The following is a 23,968-nucleotide window of genomic DNA, read 5'->3' as shown; positions in this document are numbered from 1 at the left end:
GCTTTGGCCTGGAATTTGTTTTTCATCAATTCAGTAGAAACACTAAATGAATAACGCATGAAAAAGATTTTATTTATCGTCGCCTTTTTGGTTGTTGCCGGTGCAGCAATGGCGCAGAAATATGCTTTTGTTGATACCGAATATATTTTGGAAAATATACCGGCCTACACGGCAGCCCAGGATCAACTGGATCAAATCTCGCAGCAGTACCAAAAAGAATTGGAAACCATGCATGCCGAGCTCGAAAAGATGTATACTGATTACCAGTCGGAAGCAGTATTGCTTTCGGATGATATGAAACGGAAACGCGAGGATGTGATTATTTCGAAAGAAAAGGATTACAAGTCGCTACAACGCCAGTATTTTGGCCCTGAAGGTGACCTGTATAAAAAACGCGAAGGATTGGTAAAGCCGATACAGGACGACATCTTTAATGCGGTGCAGGATTTAGCCAATGAAGGCGGTTACGCAGTCATATTTGACAAGGCCGGAAGCATGTCGATGTTGTACACAAATCCCAAGTTTGATTTGAGCGACCAAGTGCTGCAAAAGCTTGGTTATAAGAATTAATATTCTATATTTGTCAACCAAAATTAAAATCGATACAAGATCATGAAAAGTGTTTTCAAAATTTGTTTGGTAGCAATCTTGCTGTTTTCAGCCGGAATGGTAAAAGCGCAAACATTGAAGTTTGCTCACATCGATTCACAGGCTTTAATTCAGGCAATGCCTGAGACAGCAGCTGCGCAAAAAACGCTGGAACAGCAAGCAAAAGGAATGGAAGATCAATTGGCAAGCATGCAAAAGGAATTTCAAACCAAATTAGCAGAATATACTCAAATAGCAGATTCATTGGATGACATGGTTCGTTCAGCGAAAGAAGAAGATTTGCAGAACCTGCAACAACGTATTCAAACGTTCAACCAAAGCGCACAACAAAAACTGCAACAAAAGCAAGCGGAGTTGATGCAGCCTATTTTCGACAAGGCTAATCAAACGATTGAAACTGTTGCCAAAGAACAAGGTGTTATCTATGTTTTCGATAGTAACGCTGTGCTTTACAAGTCAAACCAAAGTGTTGATTTGTTGCCTTTGGTAAAAGCAAAATTGGGAATTTAATTTTATCCGATATTTCAGGGAAAGCCATCTGTTTCAGATGGCTTTTCTTATTTTTGTTAAAAAGCAAATGCAATGGCGCCCGCTTATCATCCTATTGGTGTATTTGATTCCGGTTACGGTGGCTTGACGGTTTTGAAAGAATTCGTAGCAAGTCTGCCTGAATACGATTTCTTGTATTTGGGCGATAATGCTCGGACTCCATACGGCACACGTTCGTTCGATGTGGTTTATGAATATACGCTTGAAGCAGTCAAGGAGCTTTTTGACCGGGGCTGCCACCTTGTAATTCTTGCTTGCAATACAGCTTCCGCAAAAGCGTTGCGTTCCATACAGCAGCGAGATTTGCCTTTAATTGCACCGGATCGACGCGTGCTCGGTGTTATTCGCCCCAGCGTCGAATATGCCTCAAAAACGACTAAAACAGGGCATGTCGGTATTCTGGCAACCTCGGGAACAGTTGCTTCTGAATCGTACCCGATTGAATTGCAGAAATGGTCGAACGGCCAAGTGAAGCAAACGAATCAGCAGGCTTGCCCGATGTGGGTGCCAATCGTCGAGAATAACGAAATTGGAACACCAGGGGCAAACTATTTTGTAGAGCAAAACCTCAGACAGTTATTTGAGCAGGATGATGCCATTGACACGTTGATTTTAGGCTGCACACACTATCCGCTTTTGATTGACAGCATCCGAAGCTATTTACCCGCTAATGGGATTGAAGTGGTGGAGCAAGGAAAAATCGTTGCTGCAAGTTTGAAAGATTACTTGTCACGGCACTCGGAAATAGACGCTGTTTGTACCAAACAGGGAACAGTGAATTACCTGACCACTGAGCAGGTCGAATTATTCGAAACCCGGGCAGAACAGTTTATGGGACAAACTGTGAAGGCGAGCAAGATTCACCTGTAACTTATTTCGCTGGAAACACTGCAATGAAGACATAAAAAAGAAGGCAGCCTTAAGGCTGCCTTCTTTCAATTTATATTCGGTTGTTCTTTTGCGTGAACGTTGTTTACCAAAGTTTTTCAGGATAGATTCCCGCCGCTGTGAGTTTTTGGATCTGCTCAGTTACGTGGGCCTTGTCGTCTGTGTAGGTAACACCAAACCAAGGTGAATCGGCTTGTAAAACTTTAGTGTTTACGGTGCCTGATTTGATCAGTTCGAACACAACACTTGGGATATAGAATTCGGATTTTGGTAAAAGCATTTTTTCGTCCAGGAAGGCTTTAAATTGCGATTCCAAATGCTCGAAAAGGCTTGGATGGAATCCCCAGAAGTTCATGGAAGCCGGTGTGTCGTCGCCAAGTTCTACCAACTCCTTGTTTTCAGCTTCGTAAACAATCACGTCACCTTCTCTTCTGATTTGGTGGCGCTCGTTGATTTCAACCAGGTTTTGCTTGTCATCGGTTCCGCATATTCCGCGGCTTACGGTTCCGTTTTCCGATAGGGTATTCTTCAGCAAATACCCAACCATGCAGTATTTGTTTTCCGAGACTTCGGTGTTGAAAAAGTCGGCGATTGTTTGAAAGGCCGGTGCGCCGTAGAAATCGTCGGCGTTGATGGCAGCAAAAGGCTCGTTAATGACATCTTTTGCCATCAGAATAGCGTGGCCGGTTCCCCAGGGTTTCTCACGGTCAGCCGGGCAGGTGTAGCCTTCGGGCAATTTTGCCAGTTCCTGAAAAACGTATTCAACCTGAATTTTGCCTTTCAGCTTTTCATCAAAACGGGATTTGAATTCGTCGGCAAAGCTTTCGCGGATTACAAAGACAACTTTACCAAAGCCAGCACGAATAGCGTCGTACACGGAATATTCAAGGATAGTTTCTCCGCTTGGTCCAAACGGATCGATTTGTTTCAGGCCTCCGTAACGGCTTCCCATTCCGGCAGCGAGAATTAATAAAGTAGGTTTCATTGGTGTTTTTTAGTTCCAAATAAGCGATTATTTTACCTCTTCAGGTTGATCTTCCTGGTACCAGCTGGCGTACATCGCGTAGGCCTTTGCAATACGGTGCAATTCACCTTCAGCCAACTCAGGGCTAAGCGATTTGATTTTTTTAGCCGGAATACCTGCATAAACACTGTTGCTTTCAACAAAAGTTCCCTTGGTAACCACCGATCCGGCTGCAATAATCACATTGTCGTTGACAACAGCATCGTCCAAAACCACGGCATTCATACCAATCATAACATGATTTTTGATCGTACAGCCGTGGATGATTGCACCGTGTGCAATGATCACATCGCTGCCAATATTGGTTGGCGACTTTTGGTAAGTTGCATGAATGACCGCACAGTCCTGTACGTTCGTATTATTGCCAATACGGATGGAATGAACATCGCCGCGAATTACTGCGCTATACCATACGCTGCAGTCGTTTCCCATCTCTACGTCTCCGATAATCGCCGCATTTTCAGCTAAAAAGCAGTTCTCTCCAAAGGCCGGAGTTTTTCCTCTAAGTGTTCTTATAAAAGCCATTATCTGTACTCATTTTAAATTGATTTGTAAAGATAGCAAACCCTCCAAATTATTAACATGATCAGGAACACCTTATTAATAAATGGTTATTTTTGCTCATACCCAAAAAGGGGGGACTAGAGGCGTTTGGAAGGGTAGGTGTTAAATTGTTACTTTTAACGCTTCTTCCATTCGAAATTGTAAGATTTATTGTAGGTATCTAAATATTTGTCAAATGAAAGACGCTAAAATTATTGAACTTGAAGAAGTAGCTATCAGGTTCTCCGGCGATTCGGGGGATGGTATGCAGTTAACCGGAACTTTGTTTTCGGACGCTTCTGCCTTGTTTGGGAATGATATTTCAACCTTCCCGGACTATCCATCTGAGATTCGCGCCCCCCAGGGTACTGTTGGAGGAGTATCCGGGTTCCAGGTCCAGTTTGGACAGAAACAAATCAACACCCCCGGCGATTACGCCCATGTTTTAATTGCTATGAATCCCGCCGCTGTAAAAGCAAACGCTAAGTTTATGAACCCGGGCGGAACGATCATATTCGATGTGGATTCTTTCAACCAAAAAAACCTTGAAAAAGCAGCCTTTAAAACCGAAGATCCGTTTACTGAATGCGATTTGGTTGACTACGTAAAAATTCCGGTTCCGATTACCAGCCTGACACGTGAAAGCCTGAAGGATTATGGCATGGATAACAAGTCGGTTTTGCGGAGTAAAAATATGTTCGCGCTTGGACTTGTATGTTGGATGTTTGGTCGTCCGCTGGATTACATTGAAGGCTACCTGAAAAAGAAATTTGCCAAGAAACCATTGGTTGTTGAAACCAACCTGAAAGTTTTGCACGACGGGTATAACTATGGCATGAACATGCAGCACATGACACCGCGTTACATGGTTCATGCTGCCGCTATCGAACGCGGAACTTACCGCAATATCAACGGAAACCAGGCTACGGCCTGGGGATTTTTGGCCGCTGCCGAAAAATCGGGCTTGAACCTGTTTCAGGGATCATACCCAATTACTCCGGCAACCGATATTTTGACTGCTCTTGCAGCACGCAAGGATTTGGGCGTTAAAACGTTCCAGGCCGAGGACGAAATTGCCGGTATTTGTACTGCTATTGGTGCCGCTTTTGCCGGTAATCTGGCAATCACAACTACTTCTGGTCCAGGTTTAGCACTGAAAGCCGAAGCATTGGGTCTTTCGGTTATGGCCGAGTTGCCCTTAGTGGTTGTAAATGTTCAGCGTGGTGGCCCTTCAACCGGTTTGCCGACCAAAACTGAACAGTCGGATTTATTGCAAACATTATATGGTCGTAACGGCGAAAGCCCGGTTGTTGTAATCGCAGCCAGCACGCCTTCAGACTGTTTCTACTATGCTTTCCTTTCGGCTAAAATCGCTGTTGAGCGCATGGTGCCTGTTGTATTGCTGACAGATGGATTCTTGGGTAATGGTAGCGAACCTTGGCGTGTGCCGTCAATGGATGAGCTGCCCGAGATCAAGCCACGTTTAGCAAAAAGTAAAGATACATTCAAACCTTACAAACGCGACGAAGAAACGTTGTCCAGAGAATGGGCTGTTCCTGGAATGGAAGGCTTCCAGCATCGGGTAGGAGGTTTGGAAAAAAATATAAACGGTGGTGTTAGTCACGATCCGGAAAATCACCAGGCTAATACAATCTACCGTGCTGAGAAAGTAGAGCGCGTGGTTGAGATGTTGCCAAAACTGGAAGTTTGTGGCGACGAATCAGGCGATTTGCTGGTGGTTAGCTGGGGTGGAACATACGGTCACACCTTAAGTGCCGTTCGCGAAATGAAGATGGAAGGAAAAAGTGTTTCACTGGCTCATTTCAACTTCATTAAACCGCTTCCAAAGAATACCGAAGAAGTTTTCAGCCGATTTAAAAAGATCGTGGTTTGTGAACTGAACATGGGACAATTCTCCGCTTACTTGCGCGATAAATTGCCCGGATTCACTTACCACCAGGTGAACAAGGTGAAAGGTTTGCCATTCACGGTATTGGAGCTGAAACAAAACTTTAACAAATTACTGGAGGACTAATCAATGGCCGATTTCAATTATACAGCAAAAGATTTTAAGAGTGAAAACGAAGTACGCTGGTGTCCCGGTTGTGGCGATTATGCCATTATGAACTCGGTTCAGCGCACGATGGCCGAAATGGGCATTCCGCACGAAAAGTTTGCGGTGATCTCCGGTATCGGTTGTTCATCCCGTTTTCCGTACTATATGAGTACTTTTGGTTTCCACACCATTCACGGGCGTGCAACAGCAATTGCTTCGGGTGTGAAAACCGCTAACCCCGATTTGAATGTTTGGGTCATTACCGGTGACGGTGACTCGCTGGCTATCGGTGGTAACCACTTCATTCACCTGGTTCGTCGTAATATCAATCTAAACCTGATTCTTTTTAATAACAAGATTTACGGTTTGACAAAAGGTCAATATTCGCCAACTTCGGATCGGGGAGTTATTACAAAAACTTCTCCTTTTGGTACGGTCGAAGATCCCTTTGTCCCCGGCCAGTTGGTATTGGGGGCCAGCGGAACATTCTTTGCCCGCGCGGTAGATAGCAATGTGAAGCACACCCAGCAGGTTTTGAAAGAAGCTGCTCAGCATGAAGGAACTTCGGTTGTTGAAGTGTTGCAAAACTGTGTGATTTTCAACGATGGAATTCACGAGCAAATTGCTGATCCGAAATTCCGGAATGAACGTCAACTTTTCCTGGAGCACGGAAAGCCAATGGTTTTTGGAAATGAAAACGAAAAAGGCTTGGTGTTCGACAAGGGTAAAATGAAAGTTGTTACCATCGGAGAAGACGGTTACACGTTGGACGATGTACTGGTACATGATGCAAAAACTGCTGACCCTACCTTGCATCTGGCGCTGATCAACATGTGCTTGCCAGATTTTCCGGTAGCAATGGGGGTTGTTCGTAGCGTGGAAGCGCCAGTTTACGATCAGGAAGTTGTTCGCCAGATCGAGGAAGTTCAGGCTACCCGTAAGATTTCGAAAGTGGACGAATTGTTGCGTTCAGGAAATACCTGGGAGGTAAACGAACCAACCAGCAGCGATCCGATTCCGTTCTTCCAAAAGAAATGTACGTTGCAACAGGATTAATACAACTAGTATATGTTTCATAAAAGGAGGCTTCGGCCTCCTTTTTTTGTTATCGGGAAATGGATTTTTCCTAATTTCATCAATCAAATAGGAGCAAGCTGACTGTATGGTTTCGGCGCTTGTTCTTAAAATGAAAGCTATGGAAGATCTCGATAAAATTACCCTCTCCTCTATTTACAAACACAAAAAGAATGACCGCGACATTTTTGAAGAGCTGATGCCGACGAAAGTGAAGGAGGTTTTGCTGGTTGCAACCTTGTACGACAGTTATTCAATTGTACGCGAGGGGCAGTTTACCGACAAGATTTTTGGCGAGTTTCTACAGCTGAATCTGTACACCTACCCACGATTTACCAGTGTCAATTCCGAGGAACAGGCGCATGAGATGATCAAGCAGCGCGATTTCGATTTGGTCATCATCATGGTTGGGGTCGACAAGAACATTCCCGTACAAATGGCCGACAGTATTCATGCAGTGCGGCAAAATGTGCCGATTCTGTTGCTTGTGAATAACAACGGCGATTTGCGTTATTTCCAGGAAACGGCGGAAAATTTTGATTCGATCGACCGGGTCTTTGTTTGGAACGGTAATTCCAACGTCTTCCTGGCGATGGTGAAATATATTGAAGACAAGAAGAATATTGAAGCTGATACACGGAATGGTAATGTGCGGGTGGTTTTGCTGGTCGAGGATTCTATTCAATATTATTCGCGCTATTTACCGATGCTTTACACCAACATCATGACGCAGACGCAAAACCTGGTGCAGGATGAGGCTGCCGATGAGTTGCACATGATTTTGAAAATGCGGGCTCGTCCGAAGGTGATTTTGGTGAGTAATTATGAGGAAGCGATCCAAATGATGAATAAGTATCGCGACTACCTGCTGACCGTTATTTCGGATGTGAAATTTAGTAGAAACGGGCAGGACGACGAAAATTCGGGCATCGAGCTGTTGAAGTACGCGAAACAAATTCTTCGTTTTCCGATACCGTTGTTGCTGCAAAGTCACGATATTCGGAATGCGGCGCGTGCGCTGGAGATTGGTGCGGAATTCATCAACAAGAACTCGGAAAGCCTGTCGATGGATATTCACAACTTCATTTACAAGCGACTCGGTTTCGGTAGCTTTGTTTTTAAGGATGAAGATGGAAAGCCGATCATGGTTGCGCAGAACCTGCAGGAGTTTCAGGAGATGTTCAAGGTGATTCCAACAGAAGCATTGGCTTATCATGGCAAGCGAAATTCGTTTTCAACCTGGCTGATGGCACGCGGCGAGATCAACATTGCCGAGCATCTGTTGCCCTATCAGTTAGAGGATTTTGCTGATTCGGAAGAGCTTCGGAACTTCTGTTTGGACGTGTTCGAACGTGTTCGCATTAAAAAGCTTCGCGGACTGATTATCAATTTCGATCAGCAGTTGCTGGGCAACGAGCGATACATTGTTCGCATGGGAAAAGGCTCACTTGGCGGGAAAGGCCGTGGTGTTGCTTTCATGTGTAATTTCATCGAAAACATCGATTTCAAAAAGATTATTCCTAAAATCAATATTCGAATTCCGGCAACGGCCATTATCGGCACCATCGAATTCGAGAAATTTATCGAGATCAATAACCTGTATGAAGAGGTTTACAGTTCCAACGACTACGAGCGTTTGAAGCAGGTTTTTGTTGAATCGCATCTGAGTGATTCGCTGCAAAATAAGCTTCGCAAATTTGCTGAAAAGATGCGACGTCCTTTGGCTGTTCGGTCGTCCGGATTATTCGAAGATTCCCTGTTGCAGCCGTTCTCCGGCGTTTACGCTACTTATCTGCTGCCCAATAACGATCCGGATGTCAATGTTCGCTACAAACAGCTTGAGACGGCGGTGAAGCTCGTTTACGCCAGTATTTTTACCGATTCTGCCGTTTCGTATTTTGATGCGGTAAACTACAAAATTGAAGAAGAACGGATGGGAATTGTCATCCAGGAATTGGTGGGGCATCAGCATGACGGACGCTTTTACCCGACCATTAGCGGAGTTGCGCAATCATACAATTTTTACCCGGTTTCGTACATGGAACCCGAAGATGGTTTTGCGGTGGCTGCCGTGGGATTGGGAATGTACGTTGTGGGTGGCGAGAATGCTTACCGTTTTTGCCCGAAATATCCGCAAATCAACCCGAGTAGCCTGAAAGACCAGATTCGAGATTCGCAGCGGCAGTTTTATGCTTTGGATATGACGAACAGTCAAACCGACCTGGTGAAAGTGGGAGAGGATGCCGGAATCCTGAAACTATCCATCCGCGAGGCTGAAAAAGACGGGATGTTGGATCACTGTGCTTCGGTGTATGATTCGGAAAATGACGATCTGATTTCGGACTTGTCGGTTCGGGGAACGCGCGTTGTGAATTTTGCCAATCTACTGAAATACGGCATGATTCCGATGGCCGAAACAATCAACTTTCTGCTGCGCTTATTTCGCGAAGCAATGGGCTCGCCGGTCGAAATGGAATATGCCATCGATCTGGAAAACGGGGAAGATGGTTCGCCAACCTTCTATCTGCTACAAATTAAGCCCCTGATTCGCCACGAAGAAGAGCTGGATATTGAATTAGATGAGATTGAGCGAGAGAATGCTTTGTTGTACGCGAAAAGGGGAATGGGCAATGGCCGTGTCGACGGAATTCGGGATGTCATTGTGGTCCCGGGTGATACGTTTGATAAGCTAAAAACCAAAGAAATTGCTGAAGAAGTCAGTCGTTTCAACCGAAAAATGGACTTCCTGAACAAAGACTACATTTTGGTAGGACCGGGGCGTTGGGGAACCCGTGATTCGTTTACCGGCATCCCTGTAACCTGGGCGCAGATCTCGAGGGCCCGTATCATCGTAGAAGTTGGTCTGCCTGATTTCCCGCTTGATGGTTCTTTGGGATCGCATTTCTTTCACAATGTTACGTCGATGAATGTCGGGTATTTTTCCATACCGAGCAAGAGCAGAGAGGCTTGGCTAAACGAAGAGGTGCTCAGTCGGGGTAAAGTCGTTGATGAAACCAACCATGTGAAACAAATCGAATTTGACGAAAATTTGACGATTCTGATGGACGGTCGCAAACGCGAAGCACTGATTCATTTGTGACGAGTGGTGCAGAGAGCATGGGGCAAAGGGTGGAGAAATGAGTATTTTCCATGTTTTATATGCTGAAAAACACATTTTTGTCTCGTTTGGTGTATTTATCCTACATAAATGTAAGAAAATTGACTGTTCTTTAATTCTATCCTGCTGTTATTCAATCGTTTCTTAATTGGGGTATATCTTTTGCGTATGTTGTGCCAAGATAGCTGCAGCGGGCAGTTCATGTTGAACCCAAAAATAGAACGTTATGAAGATTTGTATGCCTATCATTGGAAAGAACGCCGCATTGGTAAATATTTTAGCGGATGATTTCTACAAAGCTAATTTTTACTGTGTACATGATGTCGCCAAAGGCGATAACGAGATTTTCAGCAAACCCGAGTTGATGAGCCGTTTTGGACTTGATTTGCGAAAAGGAGGAGAGGACGATATCGTAAAGGCTATCATTAGTCCGAATGTGCGCCCGATGGCTTTCAAAATATTAAAAGACAACGACATTAAAGTATTTCGGCCAAATAGCAAGTTGGTTGACGAAAATATTCAGTTTTACAAAGAATCGGTGTTGGAAGAGCATGATATCTACTCGGTCGAAGATCCATCTTCGTGCGGATTGAGTTGCAGTAGTTGTTCCTCAAAAACATGTAAATAGCCGTTCCCCGCAAAACCAAAATTCCTTATTCACACAAAAAAACTCAAGTTATGACCATACCATTCAGACCCCTTTCGGAAGTGAAGATGATGTTGGAAGAAGCCGGAACAGATGTGAGCTATGCTTACGATGATTTGGTATTTGTTGAACACACGGCTTTTTTGCTGCAGTTTGACGATGAAAACAGCGCCAATCTGAAAATTTACTTCAATACCGATATCGATGATTCGCAGGCTGCTTCGGAGCAACGTAAATTACTGCCTTACGCGACAAAGCGCGAAATGACGCTAACGCCGGCCGGTAAATTTACGCTGAAGCAGAAAGAAGATTCAGAAGAAATTGACATTCTCTTTTTTCCCTCATAGACAATGTAACTGTTATACACCAAGAAAAATCAAGCCGGACAAGGTGAGAGACTGTCCGGCTTTTATTTTTATGATTTTTGAGGTGAATTCGGAGTTACATATTCCAGATTTCCCAGGCTTTAATTGCTTGCAGATGTAGCATCTCTAACCCATTTTTCACAGCCGCTCCCTGTGCTTTGCCTTTTTTCATGAACAGCGTTTCTTCCGGGTTGTAAACCAGGTCGAACAAGACGTGATCGGAAGTCAGAAATTCGTAAGGAATGTTGGCGCAGTTTTCCACCTTCGGGAAAGTTCCAAGCGGTGTAGCGTTTATAACTACCAGGTATTCTTTCAGCAAATCTTCGTTAATCTCTTCATAGCGAATCTCCCCTTCATTCAGTGTTTCTTCAATTGAAGCAGAAACGTAGCTCAGCCCCAGTTTTTTCAAAATATATTTGATGGCTTTTGAAGCTCCGCCTGTTCCCAAAATCAGCGCCTTTTTGTGTTTCTCGCTCAGCATGGGTTTCAGCGAATTCTCGAAACCGTAAATGTCGGTATTGAATCCTTTCAGCTTTACGCCGGCTTCCGAGCGAATAATTTTGACCGTGTTGATTGCTCCAACAGTGGCTGCTTCTTCGTCAATTTCATCCAAAAACGGCATAATTTGCTGCTTGTAGGGAATGGTGCAGTTCAGGCCGGCAATGTGGTCATTCTTCTCAAAAATTCCCGGAAACTCGTCGATCGTATCGAGCTCGAAGTTTACATACTCGTGTTCCTGGAGGTTTTCTTTTTCAAACTTTTCTGTGAAAAATCCTTTTGAAAAGGAGTAGCCCAATCGGTAGCCAATCAGTCCGTAGGTTTTCATTCTGTATTTAAATTACTTGAGTTTACTTTTTATTTACGCTTTAACCAGTTTTTTGGTCAATCCTTCAACAACAAAAATAAGAGCAAATCCGGCAGCTGCCAATAAAAGGGCATAAACCAGTTGTGCCTCGTTGCCGGTCAGCTCAAAATAGTTGCCAGGAAGAACGTTTTTTTCAATTAAAGGACGAATTTCTCCGTGGCGGTCGGTGAATGTTTCCAGCACATGTTTCCATGGCCACACTTTGTTCAATGACCCAATCATAAAGCCGGAAAGCAATGCGATGGTGAGGTTGTAGTATTTTTTTAACAGCCACGAAAGGATGTTTGAGAAACTCACAATTCCGATAGCAGCACCAGCCAAAAAGACAGCAATAACCGGTAAATTTAATTCGGACAATGAGCCGAGGATAAATTTGTACATACCCAGCAATACCAAGATGAAACTACCGGAAATGCCCGGCAAAATCATGGCGCAAATGGCAATGGCTCCCGAGAGAAAAATGAACGGGTAAGTGGTGTTTGCTTCAGCGGGTGTAACCACCGTTATGAAATAGGCGATAACCACGCCACAAATTAGTGATATAAAAGTTCCGATTTTCCACTCTTTAATGTCCTTAGCAACGTAGATGGCCGAGGCAACAATGAGCCCAAAGAAGAAAGACCATACCAAAATCGGATGATGCTCGAGCAGGTATTTCAACCCTTTGGCCAATGAGAGTACGCTAATGCCAATTCCCAAAAGCAAGCTGACTAGAAAAGTACCGTTAATGGCTTCCCAAAAGGCTTTGATTTGTCCGCTAAGCAGCAGTTTCAATGTTTTGAAATTGACAGATTTGATCGAGTCAATTAACTCCTCATAGATGCCTGTAATAAATGCGATAGTTCCGCCGGATACTCCGGGAACAACGTCGGCTGCTCCCATGCCCATCCCCTTAAGCGTAATCAGCAGGTAATCTTTCAATGTTCGTTTCATGTAAAATGAGGTTTTTCCAGGGGGCATTTTTTCGCTCCCGGATACCTGCCAAAAATAAGCTTTCGAGATTAATATATCTGAAAGACAGAAAAAGATTTATCAATTTGATTAAATGCAAACCAAATTGGGAAATATTTTTCAAAAGTGCCAAACTGTGATAATTACATATTATGTTTTTACAGAATATTTCAATCGCGTAAAAGTCGTGTGCGGCAACGAAATTTTAACGAATCTGCAATAACCGTGTGTTAATTAAAGGGGCCTTGACGGCAGGTGGCACATCATTTGGTCTTTCTAGAGCATTAATCCTGAAAACTAAATGATATCTACTGTAATTATTGATGACGATCCTGTTGCCCGAAAATTGATGATTTCGATTTTGAAACAAAACTTCGAAAATATTGCCATTGTGGGGAGTGCGGAGAATATAACGAATGGTAAAGAAATGATCGAAAAACATGATCCGGACCTGGTGTTTCTGGATGTTGAAATGCCCGACGGAACCGGTTTCGATTTGTTGGACAGCTTAGAGGGGAGACGCTTTAAACTGGCCATGGTGAGCAGCGAAACTGCTTACAGCGAGACGGCGTTTAGTTACGCAGCTCAACAGTTTCTGCCTAAACCGGTTCGTGTGTGCGATGTGAAGCGATTTGTTTACGAGATCATCCTGAAGAGGGAACAACGATATGTTTTTGAGTAAGTAAGCCCGGGAGGAATGTCCGGCTTAAGTGTGGTTTAAAGAGAGAAAAGACAATTCGAGAGAATTGCGATTAGGGAAAAAAAGCGGATAAATTATCCGCTTTTTTGTTGTTTTTATTTTAGTTGAAAACCTTTTTCAGTAGGTCTGTTGTCCGGCTAACCGGATCCTCGCGAATCGCTTTTTCTTCGTCGGCTATTTTTACAAATAACCCTTCGATTGCTTTTTCGGTTACATATTCACCCAAATCAGGATTCACTTTTTTCACCATCGGAATTTGATTGTATGCATTCATCACATCGCTCCAGTATTTGGTGGCGTCTACTTTTTCGAGCGAACTGGTGATGATCGGGCTGAATTCCGAAGTTAGTTTCTCTGTGGTATGTGTTTCCAGGTATTGCGTAGCTGCATCGTCTTCACCGGCTACAATATTTACCGCATCGGTAACAGTCATTTCTTTAATTGCGCCAACGAAAATATCGGTGGCTGTACCGGCGGCGTCTTCGGCTGCACGGTTCATCGAAAGTACTGCTTTGTCTACCAAACTACCCATGCCGATGGCTTTCAGTTTACTTGCTACAAAGTCTACTTCCTCCGGGAAAGGGATTTTAATAATTGGGTCGGCGTAGTAGCCATCTTCCTGCGATACCAGTTCCACACCCTTCGTAACCCCGTTGATCAGAGCCTCTTTGATGCCTGAGCTGGCTTCACTCTCCGTTAAACTCAAAGTCTGCGAAGTACTCGAACTTGTGCTGGTTGTGGTTTGGGTTGAATCGGTGGAGGTTTCCGGTTCGATAATTGATTTCAGTTGCTTCAGCAACTGTGCTTCGGACTTGCAGCTAAACAGCAATAAAGCTGCGACGAATAGTAATCCGGTCTTTTTCATTTTCTCTTTTGTTTATTTACTATAGGAAACGCACCAAGGGTCATTAAATTTTGATGCGGTTTTTCTTTTTCATGCATATGACAACAATCGTGCTTCAAATGTTCAACCGGTATACAAAGGAAAAACCCTCTGGGTTAGGAGAGGGTTTTTCGAGATACTCAGTTTTTGGTTTATTGTGAGATGTGAGAAAAGGTTCAAAAAAGGATTTTGAGACTTATTCGTAGTCGTGCATTTCTTTCATGAACGCTACGAAATCGGTTTTGCGGTCCGAATCCATCCAGGCCATTGCGCTGCGCGGATGTTCATTCAATGCGCCGGTAACCAGGTATGGAATATGGTAGCCCCAGTCGATTTTTTGTTGCCAGGGAAGAATTTCTTCCTGGATTGCTTTCAGCAGGGGCAGTAATCTGTATTTTGGGTTTTTCAAGAATGCTGTTAAAATTTCAATTGGGCAATTACCAGCTCCGCGGCCCATTCCCAACAGGGTTGCGTCAAGATAAGTCGCGCCACCCATCAATGCTGTGATGGTGTTGCTCATGGCCAGCTGCATATTATTATGCGCGTGAATGCCGATCTCTTTTTCAGGAAGAGCAGCTTTGTATTTTTTCAGCAGGTGCTCGATCGTTTCGCAGTACATGCTTCCGAAACTGTCAACCAGGTAGAAAACAGGCACGCGCGATTGAGCTACATCCGTCAACGCTTCATCCAAATCGCGTTCGTTAACTTTCGAAACGGCCATCAGGTTAATGGTGGTTTCGTAGCCTTTGTCCATGCAGTGATGTGCCAGTTCAATGGCTTTGTCGGTTTGATGTGCGTAACAAGCCACACGCATCATGTCGATCAGGCTTTCGCTGGCAGGCGGAATATCGTCGAAATCAATCCGGCCGATATCGGCCATGGCTGATATTTTAAGGCTGGTATCGTTGTTGCCCATAATTCGGCGAAGATCATTATCTGCGCAAAATTTCCACGGACCTACTTCGTTTCTGTTAAATGATTTTTCGCTACTGATGTAGCCAATTTCCATATAATCAACACCCGCTTCAACGCAGGCGTCATAAACTCCTTTTACAAACTTGTCATCGAATTGCCATTTATTCATCAATCCGCCATCGCGAACGGTGCAATCCACTACTTTGATATCTGATTTGTACATCTTAGAGATTAACTGTTTTTAGTTTGTTTGTGCAGCTCCAGTTCTTTTTGGATGTTATGTCGTACCATCGTTTTATAAACCTCCTCAATCATTTCAGGCGACAAGCGGAGTTCTTCGGCCCATTCACGTCGCTGTTGATAAAGCTGGTCTTGTCTACCTTGCGCTACAATACTTTCTTCATCTTTTTTAAACCGGATAATTTCGCACACATAGTCCTGTCGTCTGGCCAGTAGTTCCATTACCTCTCTGTCAATCCGATCAATTTCTTGTCGAACCTCCTCAATGGTCTTGCAGGATTTTGCGTCTTTCATTATTTTCTGATTTTTGTCACAAAAATAATAAAATGAAAATAAGTTGGTGTAATTATTTACAATTCATCACCTGATAATTTGATGTATTTTAGATTTTTAAGAAAATGTGATTCTTGAATTAATAATTTTTTTACATCGAAATATTTCGAAATGTCGATTTTACCTCTATATTTGCCAAATAAATCACAAAAAGAGTTCTATATCTGATTTCAAAACAAAAATAAAAACATCTCGCAAACGAGCGATGTTTGAGTCAGGTAAGTCTCCTTTTATATTGAAAAAATGACAAAGATAACTTCTGTAAATATTAACCCTTCTTCAAGTGCAAACATGTGTATGTGTATGTGTATGTGTTGTGGTTCTTTTTTGCAGAAGGAAAGAAGTTGATATTGTTATAGGATAACGAAACGATAAAAACAAAAAGCCCTTCTGCAGACGCAGAAGGGCTTTTTTTATGCTTCAATTTTCAGAAAAAATAAAAACAAAATAAATATCGATCATGAGAGAAAAACCTTATCGCAGCGTAGTGAAGTCAATATCGTGGAGAACCGTCGGTACGATTGACACGATGATGATTGCCTGGTTGGTTACAGGGAAGTTGGATTTTGCAGTTACAATTGGTGGTGTGGAGCTGTTTACGAAGATGTTTCTCTACTACATGCACGAACGGACCTGGAACCGTATCAAGTTTGGACGGATTGATCAGTCTGACATCGAGTACCAAATTTAACGACCTATTCATCAGTAATTTCATAAAAAACAATAGAAACAAATGAGCATTAAATTGAATCCCTTAAGCGAGGCCCAGGCGAAAGCACTGGAAGTATTACTGGAAGGAGCAGTGCCTGAGCAGTTAATCTGGTTGAACGGTTATTTTCAAGGATTGACTGCCAGCTACAACAAACCGGCCGTTGCCATTGGACAGCAAGCGCAAACTGCAGCTGCGGTTGTTGCGGCTTCGCATTTGAAATTGACTATTTTGTATGGTTCTCACACAGGCCGTAGCGAGGGCATTGCCAAAAAACTCGGTGGGTTGTTGGGTGAAAAATCAATTTCGGCCAGTGTGCTGGCTATGGATGATTACAATCCAAAACAGCTGACCGACGAAGAAAACCTGCTGGTAATTGTGAGCACCCACGGAGAAGGTGAGCCGCCTGAAATGGCTGAAGATTTCCACCGCTTCATTACCGGTAAACGCGCTCCCAAATTGCCGAATCTGAATTTCTCGGTATTGGCTTTGGGTGATAAGAGCTACAAACTTTTCTGTCAAACCGGGCTTGATATCGATCATGCATTGAAACAAGCCGGAGCTAAAGAGCTTTTCCCGATTGTAACCTGCGATGTGGACTATGAAGAAGATGCCAATACCTGGATGAATGCCATTCTGGAGAAATTGGCAGCATTGCAACCTGCAGCGGTTTCAACGTCTGCGACAAGTTCAGTGCAAGAAGAAGCGGTTGTGTATAATCAAAAGAATCCATTCCGGGCAACGGTGATTGACAAGGTGAAAATTACCGGTCGTGATTCTGATAAGGAAGTATATCATGTCGAATTGGATTTAAATGGATCAGGTATTTCATATCAGCCTGGAGATTCGGTTGGCATTTTAACTGATAACCCACCTGTTTTGGTTGAGCAAATTATCGAGCGTTTAAAATTAGACACTGATGCTCCGGTTGTTTTAAAGAAAACTGAATACTCATTGAATGTTGCTTTGCGTCACCAGGTTGAAATTACCTTGCTGACAAGAGATGTGATTCAGAAATATGCTGAAAAGACAGGTAATCCGGAAGTGGCAAAAATCTTGGAAAACGACGAGCTGTTGGATAGCTACTTGTGGGGTAACGATATTCTGGATTTGCTGGTTGAGTTTCCTGCTGAATTGACGGCCCAGGAATTGATCGATTTGCTTCGTCCGTTACCAGCTCGTTTGTACAGCATTTCTTCGAGCCAGGATGCCGTTGGTGATGAGGTTCACATCACAGTGGCAACAGTACGTTACGAAAACAAAGGCCGTAACCGCGAAGGCGCTGCATCGACTTACCTGGCTGATCGTATTGAGATTGACGAAGAAGTACCGGTTTACATTGAGCGCAATCCTGGCTTCCGTCTTCCGGAGAGTGAGGAAACGCCGATCATCATGGTTGGTGCGGGAACCGGAATTGCTCCATTCCGCGCATTCATTCAGCAAAGCGAGGTTCAAAAGAGAAAAGGAAAAACCTGGTTGTTCTTCGGCGAGCGTCGTTTTTACTCCGATTTCCTCTATCAAATTGAATGGCAGAAAGCCCTGAAGAAAGGTGTACTCGGAAAAATCGATTTGGCTTTCTCACGCGATCAGGAAGAAAAAATCTACGTTCAACATCGTTTGGCGCAACAACAAAAAGAAGTGTTCGATTGGTTGCAAAGCGGAGCGAGTTTCTACCTCTGCGGCGATATGAAGCACATGGCAAAAGACGTTCAGAAAACCTTGTTGGAGATTATTCAAACACAAGGTGGAATGAGCGAAGATCAAGCCCGCGATTACTTCAAAAAGCTGAAAAAGGACAAGCGATTCCAGACTGATGTATATTAATCGCTGCCGCGCTTGGACAGAAAGATGAATGAATCGATAAAAATTCTTAACAGAAAGTAAAAAACAGAACTTAATCTTGACTCGATAAGTATAAATACTTATTTTGGTGGTATTAATACTTATCTGACTAAAATAAAGAAATCATGAGCGAGCAAATTGATTGGAGTAAATTGTCAGAAGTAGAAAAATTAAAATACGATAGCAACTATCTGCGTGGAACCTTGGTTGAAAGTTTGGCAGACCCGGTTACCGGGGCCATTGCCGATGGTGACACCCAGATGTCTAAATTTCACGGAATTTATCAGCAGCACGACCGCGACCTGGAGAAAGAGCGCAAATTGCAAAAACTGGAACCAGCCTGGTCCTTTTTGATTCGTGTCCGGTTGCCGGGAGGGGTTGCTTCGAGAGAGCAATGGTTGCAAATGGACTCGTTGGCTGACACGCATGCAAACGGCACTTTGAAATTGACAACACGCCAGGCTTTTCAGTTGCACGGCGTTATTAAGAGTAAACTGAAAGCAACCATTCAGGGAATTAATTCTGCATTGATGGATACCATTGCAGCCTGTGGCGATGTAAACCGAAATGTGATGTCATTGGCTAACCCGGAAGAATCTGAGATTCACGCACAAGCCTACAAATTAGCCGGAGATATTTCGGCGCATTTGACTCCGCAGACGACTGCCTACCACGAAATTTGGTTGGATGAGCACCTGTTGGTTGACGGTAAAAAAGACGTTGAACCAATTTACGGTGATCGCTACCTACCGCGTAAATTTAAAATAGGCGTTGCTGTTCCTCCTTATAATGATGTTGATGTGTTTTCGCAGGATTTGGGCTACATCGCGATCCAGGAAAAAGGCAAACTGGTTGGTTACAACGTTGTTGTCGGTGGTGGTTTTGGTTCAACCTTCGGTGTGCCTGAAACATACCCACGCTTGGGAGATGTGATCGGATTTTGTACGCCGTCGCAGGCAGTAGATGTTGCCGAAAAAGTTGTCCTCGTACAAAAAGACAATGGGAATCGCCAGAACCGGAAGCAAGCTCGTTTGAAATACACGATCGATCACAAGGGATTGGATTGGTTTAAAGCAGAGCTGAATAAATACCTCGGATACAAATTGGAGCCTGCCCGCCCGTACAGTTTTAGCCGCAACGGCGATCGTTACGGTTGGGTAAAAGGTACCAATGGCAAATGGAATCTGAACCTGTTTATCGAAGGTGGCCGTGTGAAGGATACCGGAAACCTGAAATTGAAAACAGCCTTGCGTGAGATCGCAGAACAAGTTGATGCACAATTTATCCTGACAGGTAATCAAAACCTGATTTTGGCCAATTTGGATGACAAGGAGAAAGTGGCCAAAATCCTGAAAGAATATGGTGTGTGGCCAATTCAGCTTTCCGGCCTCCGCCAGAATTCGATTGCCTGTGTGGCGCTGAATACTTGTAGTTTGGCTTTTGCAGAAGCAGAGCGCTACCTGCCCGATTTGATGAGTAAGATCGAAGTCATTTTGGATGAGCATGGTCTGTTAAAGGAAGAGATTGTAATCCGCATGACTGGTTGCCCGAATGGTTGCGGTCGCCCATACCTGGCCGAAATCGGTTTTATTGGCAAGTCGGCCGGTCGGTACAACTTGTACCTTGGAGGTAACCGCAACGGAACCCGCTTGAATGCACTCTATAAAGAAACACTTTCCGAAGAGGAAATTTTAGCAGAGTTGAAACCTATTATTGCTGATTACGCGCAGAACCGTAACGAAGGCGAAGGATTTGGAGATTTTGTGGTTCGGAAAGCTTATGTGAAAGAAATTATCCATGGAAAAGAATTTAAACATTGATACAATGGAACTACCCTCAGTATTTATAGGAAGGAGCCTGTCGGAAAAAACCCGGCAGTGGCTCCGTAATCAGCCGGTTCGGTTTATTGAACAACCACTTTTTCGCATCCAGTTTCGTAAACCGAAAGTTGAATTTTTAAACAGTATTCGCGATCAGAAAGTAAGTCTGGTGGTAACAAGCAGTTATGCCGCACATTGGCTGGCACGTTTCCGCCATCATTTTGGCTTGCGCTCGCAGCACGAGATCTTCTGCATTAGCTCGAAGCAAGTAGCTATCCTGAAGAAAACCCGGATGAAAATACATCGTTCGGCTGAACCGAATATTTTCTCGTTAAGCGAATTAATTGCTCGCCACAATACGGGGCAAAAAGTGGTTTACTTGCGCGGAGACAAGCCGTTGAACGATTTGTACGAGCAATTGTTTTCGCACGGAATTCAACCTGTTGAGATGGAAGTTTATAAAAATACACCGATCGAAAAATGGCTGAATCAAACCTTTGATGCCTACCTGTTTTTCAATCCAAAATCGATTGAAACCTACAAGGCATCAGGTAATTTCCCGGCACCAAATGGCCAAATTATGGCAGTTGGCGACCAAACAGCGATGATGGCCTGGAAAGTTTTCCCGAATGAGGTGAATGTCTCAAGCGAGGAAGAAGAGTTGTCATTCGTGCAGTTCTCGATTGATCGGCTTCAAAAGAAATTGAGCGAGCCCGAGTTTAAGGGAATGGTAACCGATTGATGAGTGGGCAGAGGGCGTCGACTAAATTCATAAATAGTTCGGATGTTTTTCATAATTGGCACAACCAGCCGACATCTGTTTTGTTATAACTTGAATGATGCGAACAGTTTCCATATTAGGTGTCGGTTGGCTGGGCTTGCCCTTAGCCCGAAAGTTGATTGGCAGAGGCTACAAAGTAAAAGGCTCTGTAACGTCTGAAGAGAAGATGGAGCTGTTGCAGCAAACAGCGATCTGGCCCTTTCGGGTGGTGGCAAGTTCGGTTGGTTTGCAGGTGAATGATCCGAAGTTTTTCGACACGGATGTATTAATTATATCGATTCCTCCGCGTCGTACGGCCGATGTTGAAGATATTTTTCCGGCTCAAATTCGCCATTTGATTGCCTATTTGGAAAAAACGACGATTCGTAAAATCATTTTCATTTCCTCTACTTCGGTTTATCCCGAATCGTGGGGAGTTGCCAAGGAAACGGATGTTTTGTTACCGGAGAAGCCGTCGGGTAGAGCGCTGCTGGATGCTGAAAATCAATTCCGGTTGAATCCTCATTTTCAAACAACCATTATTCGCTTTGGGGGATTGATTGGCGCTGATCGGAATCCCGCTCGCTTTTTGAGTCGGAGAACGGAGGCTGTTGGCGGCAGTAAACCTGTTAATCTCATTCATCAGGACGACTGCATTGCGATCATCATGGAGATCATCCGACAAAACATGTGGGGTGAAACCTTCAATGCTTGTTGCCCGGAGCATCCTTCACGCAAGGAATTTTACCTGAAAGCATCGGCGGTTTCCGGAATTCCTGCTCCTCATTTTTCCGACGAGAAAGAACCTTATAAAATTGTTGACAGTCGAAAACTGATTCGGTTTTTGGATTACAAATTTAAATATCCCAGCCCCATGAGTTATCTTGGGGCCGAATTCTAAAACAGCGCTGCCGGAATTCATCCGGCGAGCTCTATTTTCCTTCTATATATTATTATGTGGAAAGATCATTTGATATCGATTGTTGGGGCAGGACCCGGCGATCCGGAGTTGCTTACTCTGCGCGCGTTGAAGCGAATTGAGCAGGCAGATGTTATTTTATACGATGCGTTGCACGGTGAGGAAATTCTTCACTTGGCATCGGAAGGAGCGACGAAAGTCTACGCGGGTAAGCATTACCAGGACGGACAGCACCAAACGGAGCGACAGGACAAAATTCATCAACAGCTGAAGCAGTTTGCCATAGAAGGTAAACGGGTGGTGCGCTTGAAGGCGGGAGACCCTTTTATATTCGGACGCGGAGCTGAAGAGCTGGAATTTTGCTTGAATGAAGGGTTAAATGTTGAAGTTGTGCCGGGCATTACTGCCGGGCTGGCGGCGGCTACTACTTTCCATATCCCGGTAACGCTGCGTGGAGTGAATAGTATGGCGCTATTTTATACCGGTCATAAAAGAGACGGTGGTTTCGAAGATATCGATACCGTAGCTTCGGTTTTAAAAGCCCAGGCTCCTGTAATGCTTTACATGGGGTTGAAGAATATGGAAGCACTGGCTTCAGAATTGGATGCTCGTCAGGTTTCGTCCGACTTGCCGATGCAAATTGTAAGTCGGGTAGGGCACCCCGATCAACAGATCTTTTCCACAAAGTTGTCCAATCTTACGATTTTCTTAACCGAAAATGATATTCCGATGCCTGCTGTTATTGTGATGGGAAGCCACGCAATTCCCGTTTGCGATAACGGAAAAAAAGGCTCAAGGGTTGATTATGTTTCTGAAATACAGGTCGATTAATTCGGACTGCTTTGTCTTATTTGCAGTTTTTCCTTATTTTTAATAATTATAAATTACACTTACGTGAGTATTTTGCTATCTCTGGGTAGCAAAAGTGTGAATTTTCTGTCTACTTTTGTTTGCATATAAAAGTTAGCCAGATGGAAAACCTACTTCAGATACACCAATCATTGACCGACACTCCAAAAGAGTTTCTTCGCAGAGGCTTGATGGATCAGATCGATTGGACGGAGCGCCTGATTTGTATTAAGGGCTTCCGTGGGGTAGGTAAAACGACTTTCCTTTTAGACATTGTCAAAGAAAAATTCAGCGACGACAAATCTTGTTTGTATGTCAACCTGAATAACTTTTATTTCACCAAGCGGAAGATCTACAATTTCGCAGACGAATTCTATAAAAAGGGTGGAAAGGTTCTGATCCTGGATCAGATTCACAAGTACCCGGACTGGGATTCGGAAATCCGCGATTGTTACTACAATTTCCCCGGACTTCAGATTATTTTTTCTTCATCGCCTGTGCTGCGGGTTATCGAAGGTCACGACGAGCTGAAAGGCATTGTTCGTGTTTACCATTTGGTAGGTTTGTCGTTCCGCGAGTACCTGAATTACAAAGGAAATTTCAACTTTAAAACATATTCGTTAGACGAAATTCTGACCAATCATCGGGAGATCGCAGCGGAGGTTACCAATGAGGTAAAACCTTTGGCTTATTTTAACGAGTATCTCGAAACAGGTTATTATCCGTATTTCCTGAACAGCAAATCGTTTTACCGCGAGTCGCTGTTGAAGCACGTTAACCTGGCGCTGGAGATCGATGTAACGTATCTGAACCAGATTGAGTTGAAATATTTGCCAAAGCTCCGCAAGTTGCTGCAGATTATTTGCAGCCAGGTTCCTTTTTCGCCCAATGTGAGTAAGTTGAGCGCTGATGTGGAAACATCGCGGGCGACTATCATGAATTACCTGCGATACTTGAAAAATGCGCGTTTGATCAACCTGTTGTATTCAAACGGTGACGAAGATCAGCTGAAAAAGCCGGATTGGGTTTACGCGCATAACACCAATATTTTATATGCTGTTGATCCGGACAATATTAACAACCGGACGCTTCGCACAACATTCTTCTATAACCAGTTAAATGTCAATCACCTGGTGAAGAGTTCGGAGAAGGCAGATTTCAAAGTTGAAAATAAATACGACTTTATTGTGGGTGGCAAATACACCGAGCCGGTAGATGCTCAGAGTTACGCTGCTGCCGATATGATCGAAGAGGGTAGAGGGAATGTGATTCCGCTCTGGCTGTTCGGTTTTTTGTATTAGAAATTGAGA

General features: G+C 43.9%; 23 protein-coding genes. 16 read left to right on the top strand and 7 right to left on the bottom strand.

Going from position 1 to position 23,968, the window contains the following annotated elements; all coding sequences use genetic code 11:
• The first annotated feature begins 57 nt into the window (after positions 1–57).
• From BC643_RS04440 to murI, 3 genes are all read left to right on the top strand, one after another.
• A complete protein-coding gene (locus tag BC643_RS04440; RefSeq protein ID WP_120271953.1) occupies positions 58–570 on the top strand; it encodes an OmpH family outer membrane protein in 513 nt (170 codons plus the stop codon).
• 42 nt (positions 571–612) lie between these two features.
• Complete coding sequence (locus BC643_RS04435) at positions 613–1,119, top strand: OmpH family outer membrane protein (protein ID WP_120271952.1); 507 nt, start codon at positions 613–615, stop codon at positions 1,117–1,119.
• 72 nt (positions 1,120–1,191) lie between these two features.
• The gene (gene murI, locus BC643_RS04430) at positions 1,192–2,028 is read left to right on the top strand and encodes a glutamate racemase (RefSeq protein WP_120271951.1); all 837 of its coding nucleotides are present in this window, start codon (positions 1,192–1,194) and stop codon (positions 2,026–2,028) included.
• 103 nt (positions 2,029–2,131) lie between these two features.
• Here murI and BC643_RS04425 read toward each other — a convergent pair whose 3' ends face one another.
• Complete coding sequence (locus tag BC643_RS04425) at positions 2,132–3,031, bottom strand: nucleotidyltransferase family protein (protein WP_120271950.1); 900 nt, start codon at positions 3,029–3,031, stop codon at positions 2,132–2,134.
• 27 nt (positions 3,032–3,058) lie between these two features.
• Positions 3,059–3,595: a gamma carbonic anhydrase family protein gene (locus BC643_RS04420; RefSeq protein WP_120271949.1), complete on the bottom strand. Its 537-nt coding sequence runs from the start codon at positions 3,593–3,595 to the stop codon at positions 3,059–3,061.
• A gap of 214 nt (positions 3,596–3,809) precedes the next feature.
• Between BC643_RS04420 and BC643_RS04415 the strand changes: the two genes are divergently transcribed.
• The 5 genes from BC643_RS04415 to BC643_RS04395 all read left to right on the top strand — a co-directional run bounded on the left by BC643_RS04415 (position 3,810) and on the right by BC643_RS04395 (position 10,854).
• Positions 3,810–5,648, top strand: a complete 1,839-nt coding sequence (locus tag BC643_RS04415; protein WP_120271948.1) for a 2-oxoacid:acceptor oxidoreductase subunit alpha — start codon at positions 3,810–3,812, stop codon at positions 5,646–5,648.
• A gap of 3 nt (positions 5,649–5,651) precedes the next feature.
• Positions 5,652–6,725: a 2-oxoacid:ferredoxin oxidoreductase subunit beta gene (locus BC643_RS04410; protein ID WP_120271947.1), complete on the top strand. Its 1,074-nt coding sequence runs from the start codon at positions 5,652–5,654 to the stop codon at positions 6,723–6,725.
• Between the two features lie 139 nt (positions 6,726–6,864).
• Positions 6,865–9,843: a PEP/pyruvate-binding domain-containing protein gene (locus BC643_RS04405; RefSeq protein WP_120274139.1), complete on the top strand. Its 2,979-nt coding sequence runs from the start codon at positions 6,865–6,867 to the stop codon at positions 9,841–9,843.
• A 244-nt stretch (positions 9,844–10,087) separates the two neighbouring features.
• Positions 10,088–10,489 (top strand): NifB/NifX family molybdenum-iron cluster-binding protein, encoded by a 402-nt coding sequence (locus BC643_RS04400; RefSeq protein ID WP_147377143.1) that lies wholly within the window; start codon positions 10,088–10,090, stop codon positions 10,487–10,489.
• A gap of 50 nt (positions 10,490–10,539) precedes the next feature.
• Positions 10,540–10,854, top strand: a complete 315-nt coding sequence (locus BC643_RS04395; RefSeq protein ID WP_147377142.1) for a hypothetical protein — start codon at positions 10,540–10,542, stop codon at positions 10,852–10,854.
• Between the two features lie 94 nt (positions 10,855–10,948).
• Here the strand turns inward: BC643_RS04395 and BC643_RS04390 are convergent, their stop codons facing one another.
• Together BC643_RS04390 and BC643_RS04385 are read right to left on the bottom strand one after the other, a co-directional pair.
• Positions 10,949–11,698 (bottom strand): shikimate dehydrogenase family protein, encoded by a 750-nt coding sequence (locus tag BC643_RS04390; RefSeq protein ID WP_120271944.1) that lies wholly within the window; start codon positions 11,696–11,698, stop codon positions 10,949–10,951.
• A 33-nt stretch (positions 11,699–11,731) separates the two neighbouring features.
• Complete coding sequence (locus BC643_RS04385) at positions 11,732–12,670, bottom strand: DUF368 domain-containing protein (protein WP_120274138.1); 939 nt, start codon at positions 12,668–12,670, stop codon at positions 11,732–11,734.
• A 319-nt stretch (positions 12,671–12,989) separates the two neighbouring features.
• Here BC643_RS04385 and BC643_RS04380 point away from each other — a divergent pair, with 319 nt between their 5' ends.
• On the top strand, positions 12,990–13,370 hold the full coding sequence (locus BC643_RS04380) for a LytR/AlgR family response regulator transcription factor (RefSeq protein WP_120271943.1): 381 nt from the start codon (positions 12,990–12,992) through the stop codon (positions 13,368–13,370).
• 118 nt (positions 13,371–13,488) lie between these two features.
• On the opposite strand, the gene BC643_RS04375 is transcribed toward BC643_RS04380, so the two are convergent.
• From BC643_RS04375 to BC643_RS04365, 3 genes are all read right to left on the bottom strand, one after another.
• Positions 13,489–14,253, bottom strand: coding sequence for a DUF4197 domain-containing protein (locus BC643_RS04375; RefSeq protein WP_120271942.1), 765 nt, complete (start codon positions 14,251–14,253; stop codon positions 13,489–13,491).
• A gap of 214 nt (positions 14,254–14,467) precedes the next feature.
• Positions 14,468–15,409 (bottom strand): aldolase catalytic domain-containing protein, encoded by a 942-nt coding sequence (locus BC643_RS04370; protein ID WP_120271941.1) that lies wholly within the window; start codon positions 15,407–15,409, stop codon positions 14,468–14,470.
• A gap of 8 nt (positions 15,410–15,417) precedes the next feature.
• Positions 15,418–15,720 (bottom strand): chorismate mutase, encoded by a 303-nt coding sequence (locus tag BC643_RS04365; RefSeq protein ID WP_120271940.1) that lies wholly within the window; start codon positions 15,718–15,720, stop codon positions 15,418–15,420.
• Positions 15,721–16,219: 499 nt separating this feature from the next.
• On the opposite strand from BC643_RS04365, the gene BC643_RS04360 reads away from it, so the two are divergent.
• From BC643_RS04360 to BC643_RS04330, 7 genes are all read left to right on the top strand, one after another.
• Positions 16,220–16,450 carry a DUF2061 domain-containing protein gene (locus BC643_RS04360; RefSeq protein ID WP_120271939.1) on the top strand — a complete coding sequence of 77 codons (231 nt, stop codon included), beginning with the start codon at positions 16,220–16,222 and terminating at the stop codon, positions 16,448–16,450.
• A gap of 42 nt (positions 16,451–16,492) precedes the next feature.
• Positions 16,493–18,292 (top strand): assimilatory sulfite reductase (NADPH) flavoprotein subunit, encoded by a 1,800-nt coding sequence (locus BC643_RS04355; RefSeq protein WP_120271938.1) that lies wholly within the window; start codon positions 16,493–16,495, stop codon positions 18,290–18,292.
• 143 nt (positions 18,293–18,435) lie between these two features.
• Complete coding sequence (locus tag BC643_RS04350) at positions 18,436–20,130, top strand: NADPH-dependent assimilatory sulfite reductase hemoprotein subunit (RefSeq protein ID WP_120271937.1); 1,695 nt, start codon at positions 18,436–18,438, stop codon at positions 20,128–20,130.
• Complete coding sequence (locus BC643_RS04345; protein WP_120271936.1) at positions 20,108–20,872, top strand: uroporphyrinogen-III synthase; 765 nt, start codon at positions 20,108–20,110, stop codon at positions 20,870–20,872. The genes BC643_RS04350 and BC643_RS04345 overlap by 23 nt, the downstream gene beginning before the upstream one ends.
• Before the next feature lie 94 nt (positions 20,873–20,966).
• Positions 20,967–21,791, top strand: coding sequence for an SDR family oxidoreductase (locus BC643_RS04340; RefSeq protein ID WP_120271935.1), 825 nt, complete (start codon positions 20,967–20,969; stop codon positions 21,789–21,791).
• A 54-nt stretch (positions 21,792–21,845) separates the two neighbouring features.
• Positions 21,846–22,640 carry a uroporphyrinogen-III C-methyltransferase gene (cobA, locus tag BC643_RS04335; protein ID WP_120271934.1) on the top strand — a complete coding sequence of 265 codons (795 nt, stop codon included), beginning with the start codon at positions 21,846–21,848 and terminating at the stop codon, positions 22,638–22,640.
• Positions 22,641–22,780: 140 nt separating this feature from the next.
• Positions 22,781–23,959: an AAA family ATPase gene (locus BC643_RS04330; RefSeq protein WP_120271933.1), complete on the top strand. Its 1,179-nt coding sequence runs from the start codon at positions 22,781–22,783 to the stop codon at positions 23,957–23,959.
• The last annotated feature ends 9 nt before the right edge of the window (positions 23,960–23,968 follow it).

The sequence above is a fragment of the Mangrovibacterium diazotrophicum genome (genome assembly GCF_003610535.1).
GTDB classification, from domain to species: domain Bacteria; phylum Bacteroidota; class Bacteroidia; order Bacteroidales; family Prolixibacteraceae; genus Mangrovibacterium; species Mangrovibacterium diazotrophicum.
The sequence above is the reverse complement of the archived record's forward strand: the minus strand, read 5'-3'. Positions and strand labels throughout refer to the sequence as shown.

What these genes read in the sequence shown, in the direction of transcription:
- BC643_RS04400 (WP_147377143.1), top strand. Translation starts at nt 10,088, where the DNA reads ATGAAGATTTGTATGCCTATCATTGGAAAGAACGCCGCATTGGTAAAT.
- BC643_RS04365 (WP_120271940.1), bottom strand. Translation starts at nt 15,720, where the DNA reads ATGAAAGACGCAAAATCCTGCAAGACCATTGAGGAGGTTCGACAAGAA.
- BC643_RS04415 (WP_120271948.1), top strand. Translation starts at nt 3,810, where the DNA reads ATGAAAGACGCTAAAATTATTGAACTTGAAGAAGTAGCTATCAGGTTC.
- BC643_RS04410 (WP_120271947.1), top strand. Translation starts at nt 5,652, where the DNA reads ATGGCCGATTTCAATTATACAGCAAAAGATTTTAAGAGTGAAAACGAA.
- BC643_RS04435 (WP_120271952.1), top strand. Translation starts at nt 613, where the DNA reads ATGAAAAGTGTTTTCAAAATTTGTTTGGTAGCAATCTTGCTGTTTTCA.
- BC643_RS04345 (WP_120271936.1), top strand. Translation starts at nt 20,108, where the DNA reads ATGGAAAAGAATTTAAACATTGATACAATGGAACTACCCTCAGTATTT.
- BC643_RS04330 (WP_120271933.1), top strand. Translation starts at nt 22,781, where the DNA reads ATGGAAAACCTACTTCAGATACACCAATCATTGACCGACACTCCAAAA.
- BC643_RS04370 (WP_120271941.1), bottom strand. Translation starts at nt 15,409, where the DNA reads ATGTACAAATCAGATATCAAAGTAGTGGATTGCACCGTTCGCGATGGC.
- BC643_RS04390 (WP_120271944.1), bottom strand. Translation starts at nt 11,698, where the DNA reads ATGAAAACCTACGGACTGATTGGCTACCGATTGGGCTACTCCTTTTCA.
- BC643_RS04395 (WP_147377142.1), top strand. Translation starts at nt 10,540, where the DNA reads ATGACCATACCATTCAGACCCCTTTCGGAAGTGAAGATGATGTTGGAA.
- BC643_RS04360 (WP_120271939.1), top strand. Translation starts at nt 16,220, where the DNA reads ATGAGAGAAAAACCTTATCGCAGCGTAGTGAAGTCAATATCGTGGAGA.
- BC643_RS04385 (WP_120274138.1), bottom strand. Translation starts at nt 12,670, where the DNA reads ATGAAACGAACATTGAAAGATTACCTGCTGATTACGCTTAAGGGGATG.
- BC643_RS04420 (WP_120271949.1), bottom strand. Translation starts at nt 3,595, where the DNA reads ATGGCTTTTATAAGAACACTTAGAGGAAAAACTCCGGCCTTTGGAGAG.
- BC643_RS04440 (WP_120271953.1), top strand. Translation starts at nt 58, where the DNA reads ATGAAAAAGATTTTATTTATCGTCGCCTTTTTGGTTGTTGCCGGTGCA.
- BC643_RS04355 (WP_120271938.1), top strand. Translation starts at nt 16,493, where the DNA reads ATGAGCATTAAATTGAATCCCTTAAGCGAGGCCCAGGCGAAAGCACTG.
- cobA (WP_120271934.1), top strand. Translation starts at nt 21,846, where the DNA reads ATGTGGAAAGATCATTTGATATCGATTGTTGGGGCAGGACCCGGCGAT.
- BC643_RS04375 (WP_120271942.1), bottom strand. Translation starts at nt 14,253, where the DNA reads ATGAAAAAGACCGGATTACTATTCGTCGCAGCTTTATTGCTGTTTAGC.
- BC643_RS04425 (WP_120271950.1), bottom strand. Translation starts at nt 3,031, where the DNA reads ATGAAACCTACTTTATTAATTCTCGCTGCCGGAATGGGAAGCCGTTAC.
- BC643_RS04405 (WP_120274139.1), top strand. Translation starts at nt 6,865, where the DNA reads ATGGAAGATCTCGATAAAATTACCCTCTCCTCTATTTACAAACACAAA.
- BC643_RS04350 (WP_120271937.1), top strand. Translation starts at nt 18,436, where the DNA reads ATGAGCGAGCAAATTGATTGGAGTAAATTGTCAGAAGTAGAAAAATTA.
- murI (WP_120271951.1), top strand. Translation starts at nt 1,192, where the DNA reads ATGGCGCCCGCTTATCATCCTATTGGTGTATTTGATTCCGGTTACGGT.
- BC643_RS04340 (WP_120271935.1), top strand. Translation starts at nt 20,967, where the DNA reads ATGATGCGAACAGTTTCCATATTAGGTGTCGGTTGGCTGGGCTTGCCC.
- BC643_RS04380 (WP_120271943.1), top strand. Translation starts at nt 12,990, where the DNA reads ATGATATCTACTGTAATTATTGATGACGATCCTGTTGCCCGAAAATTG.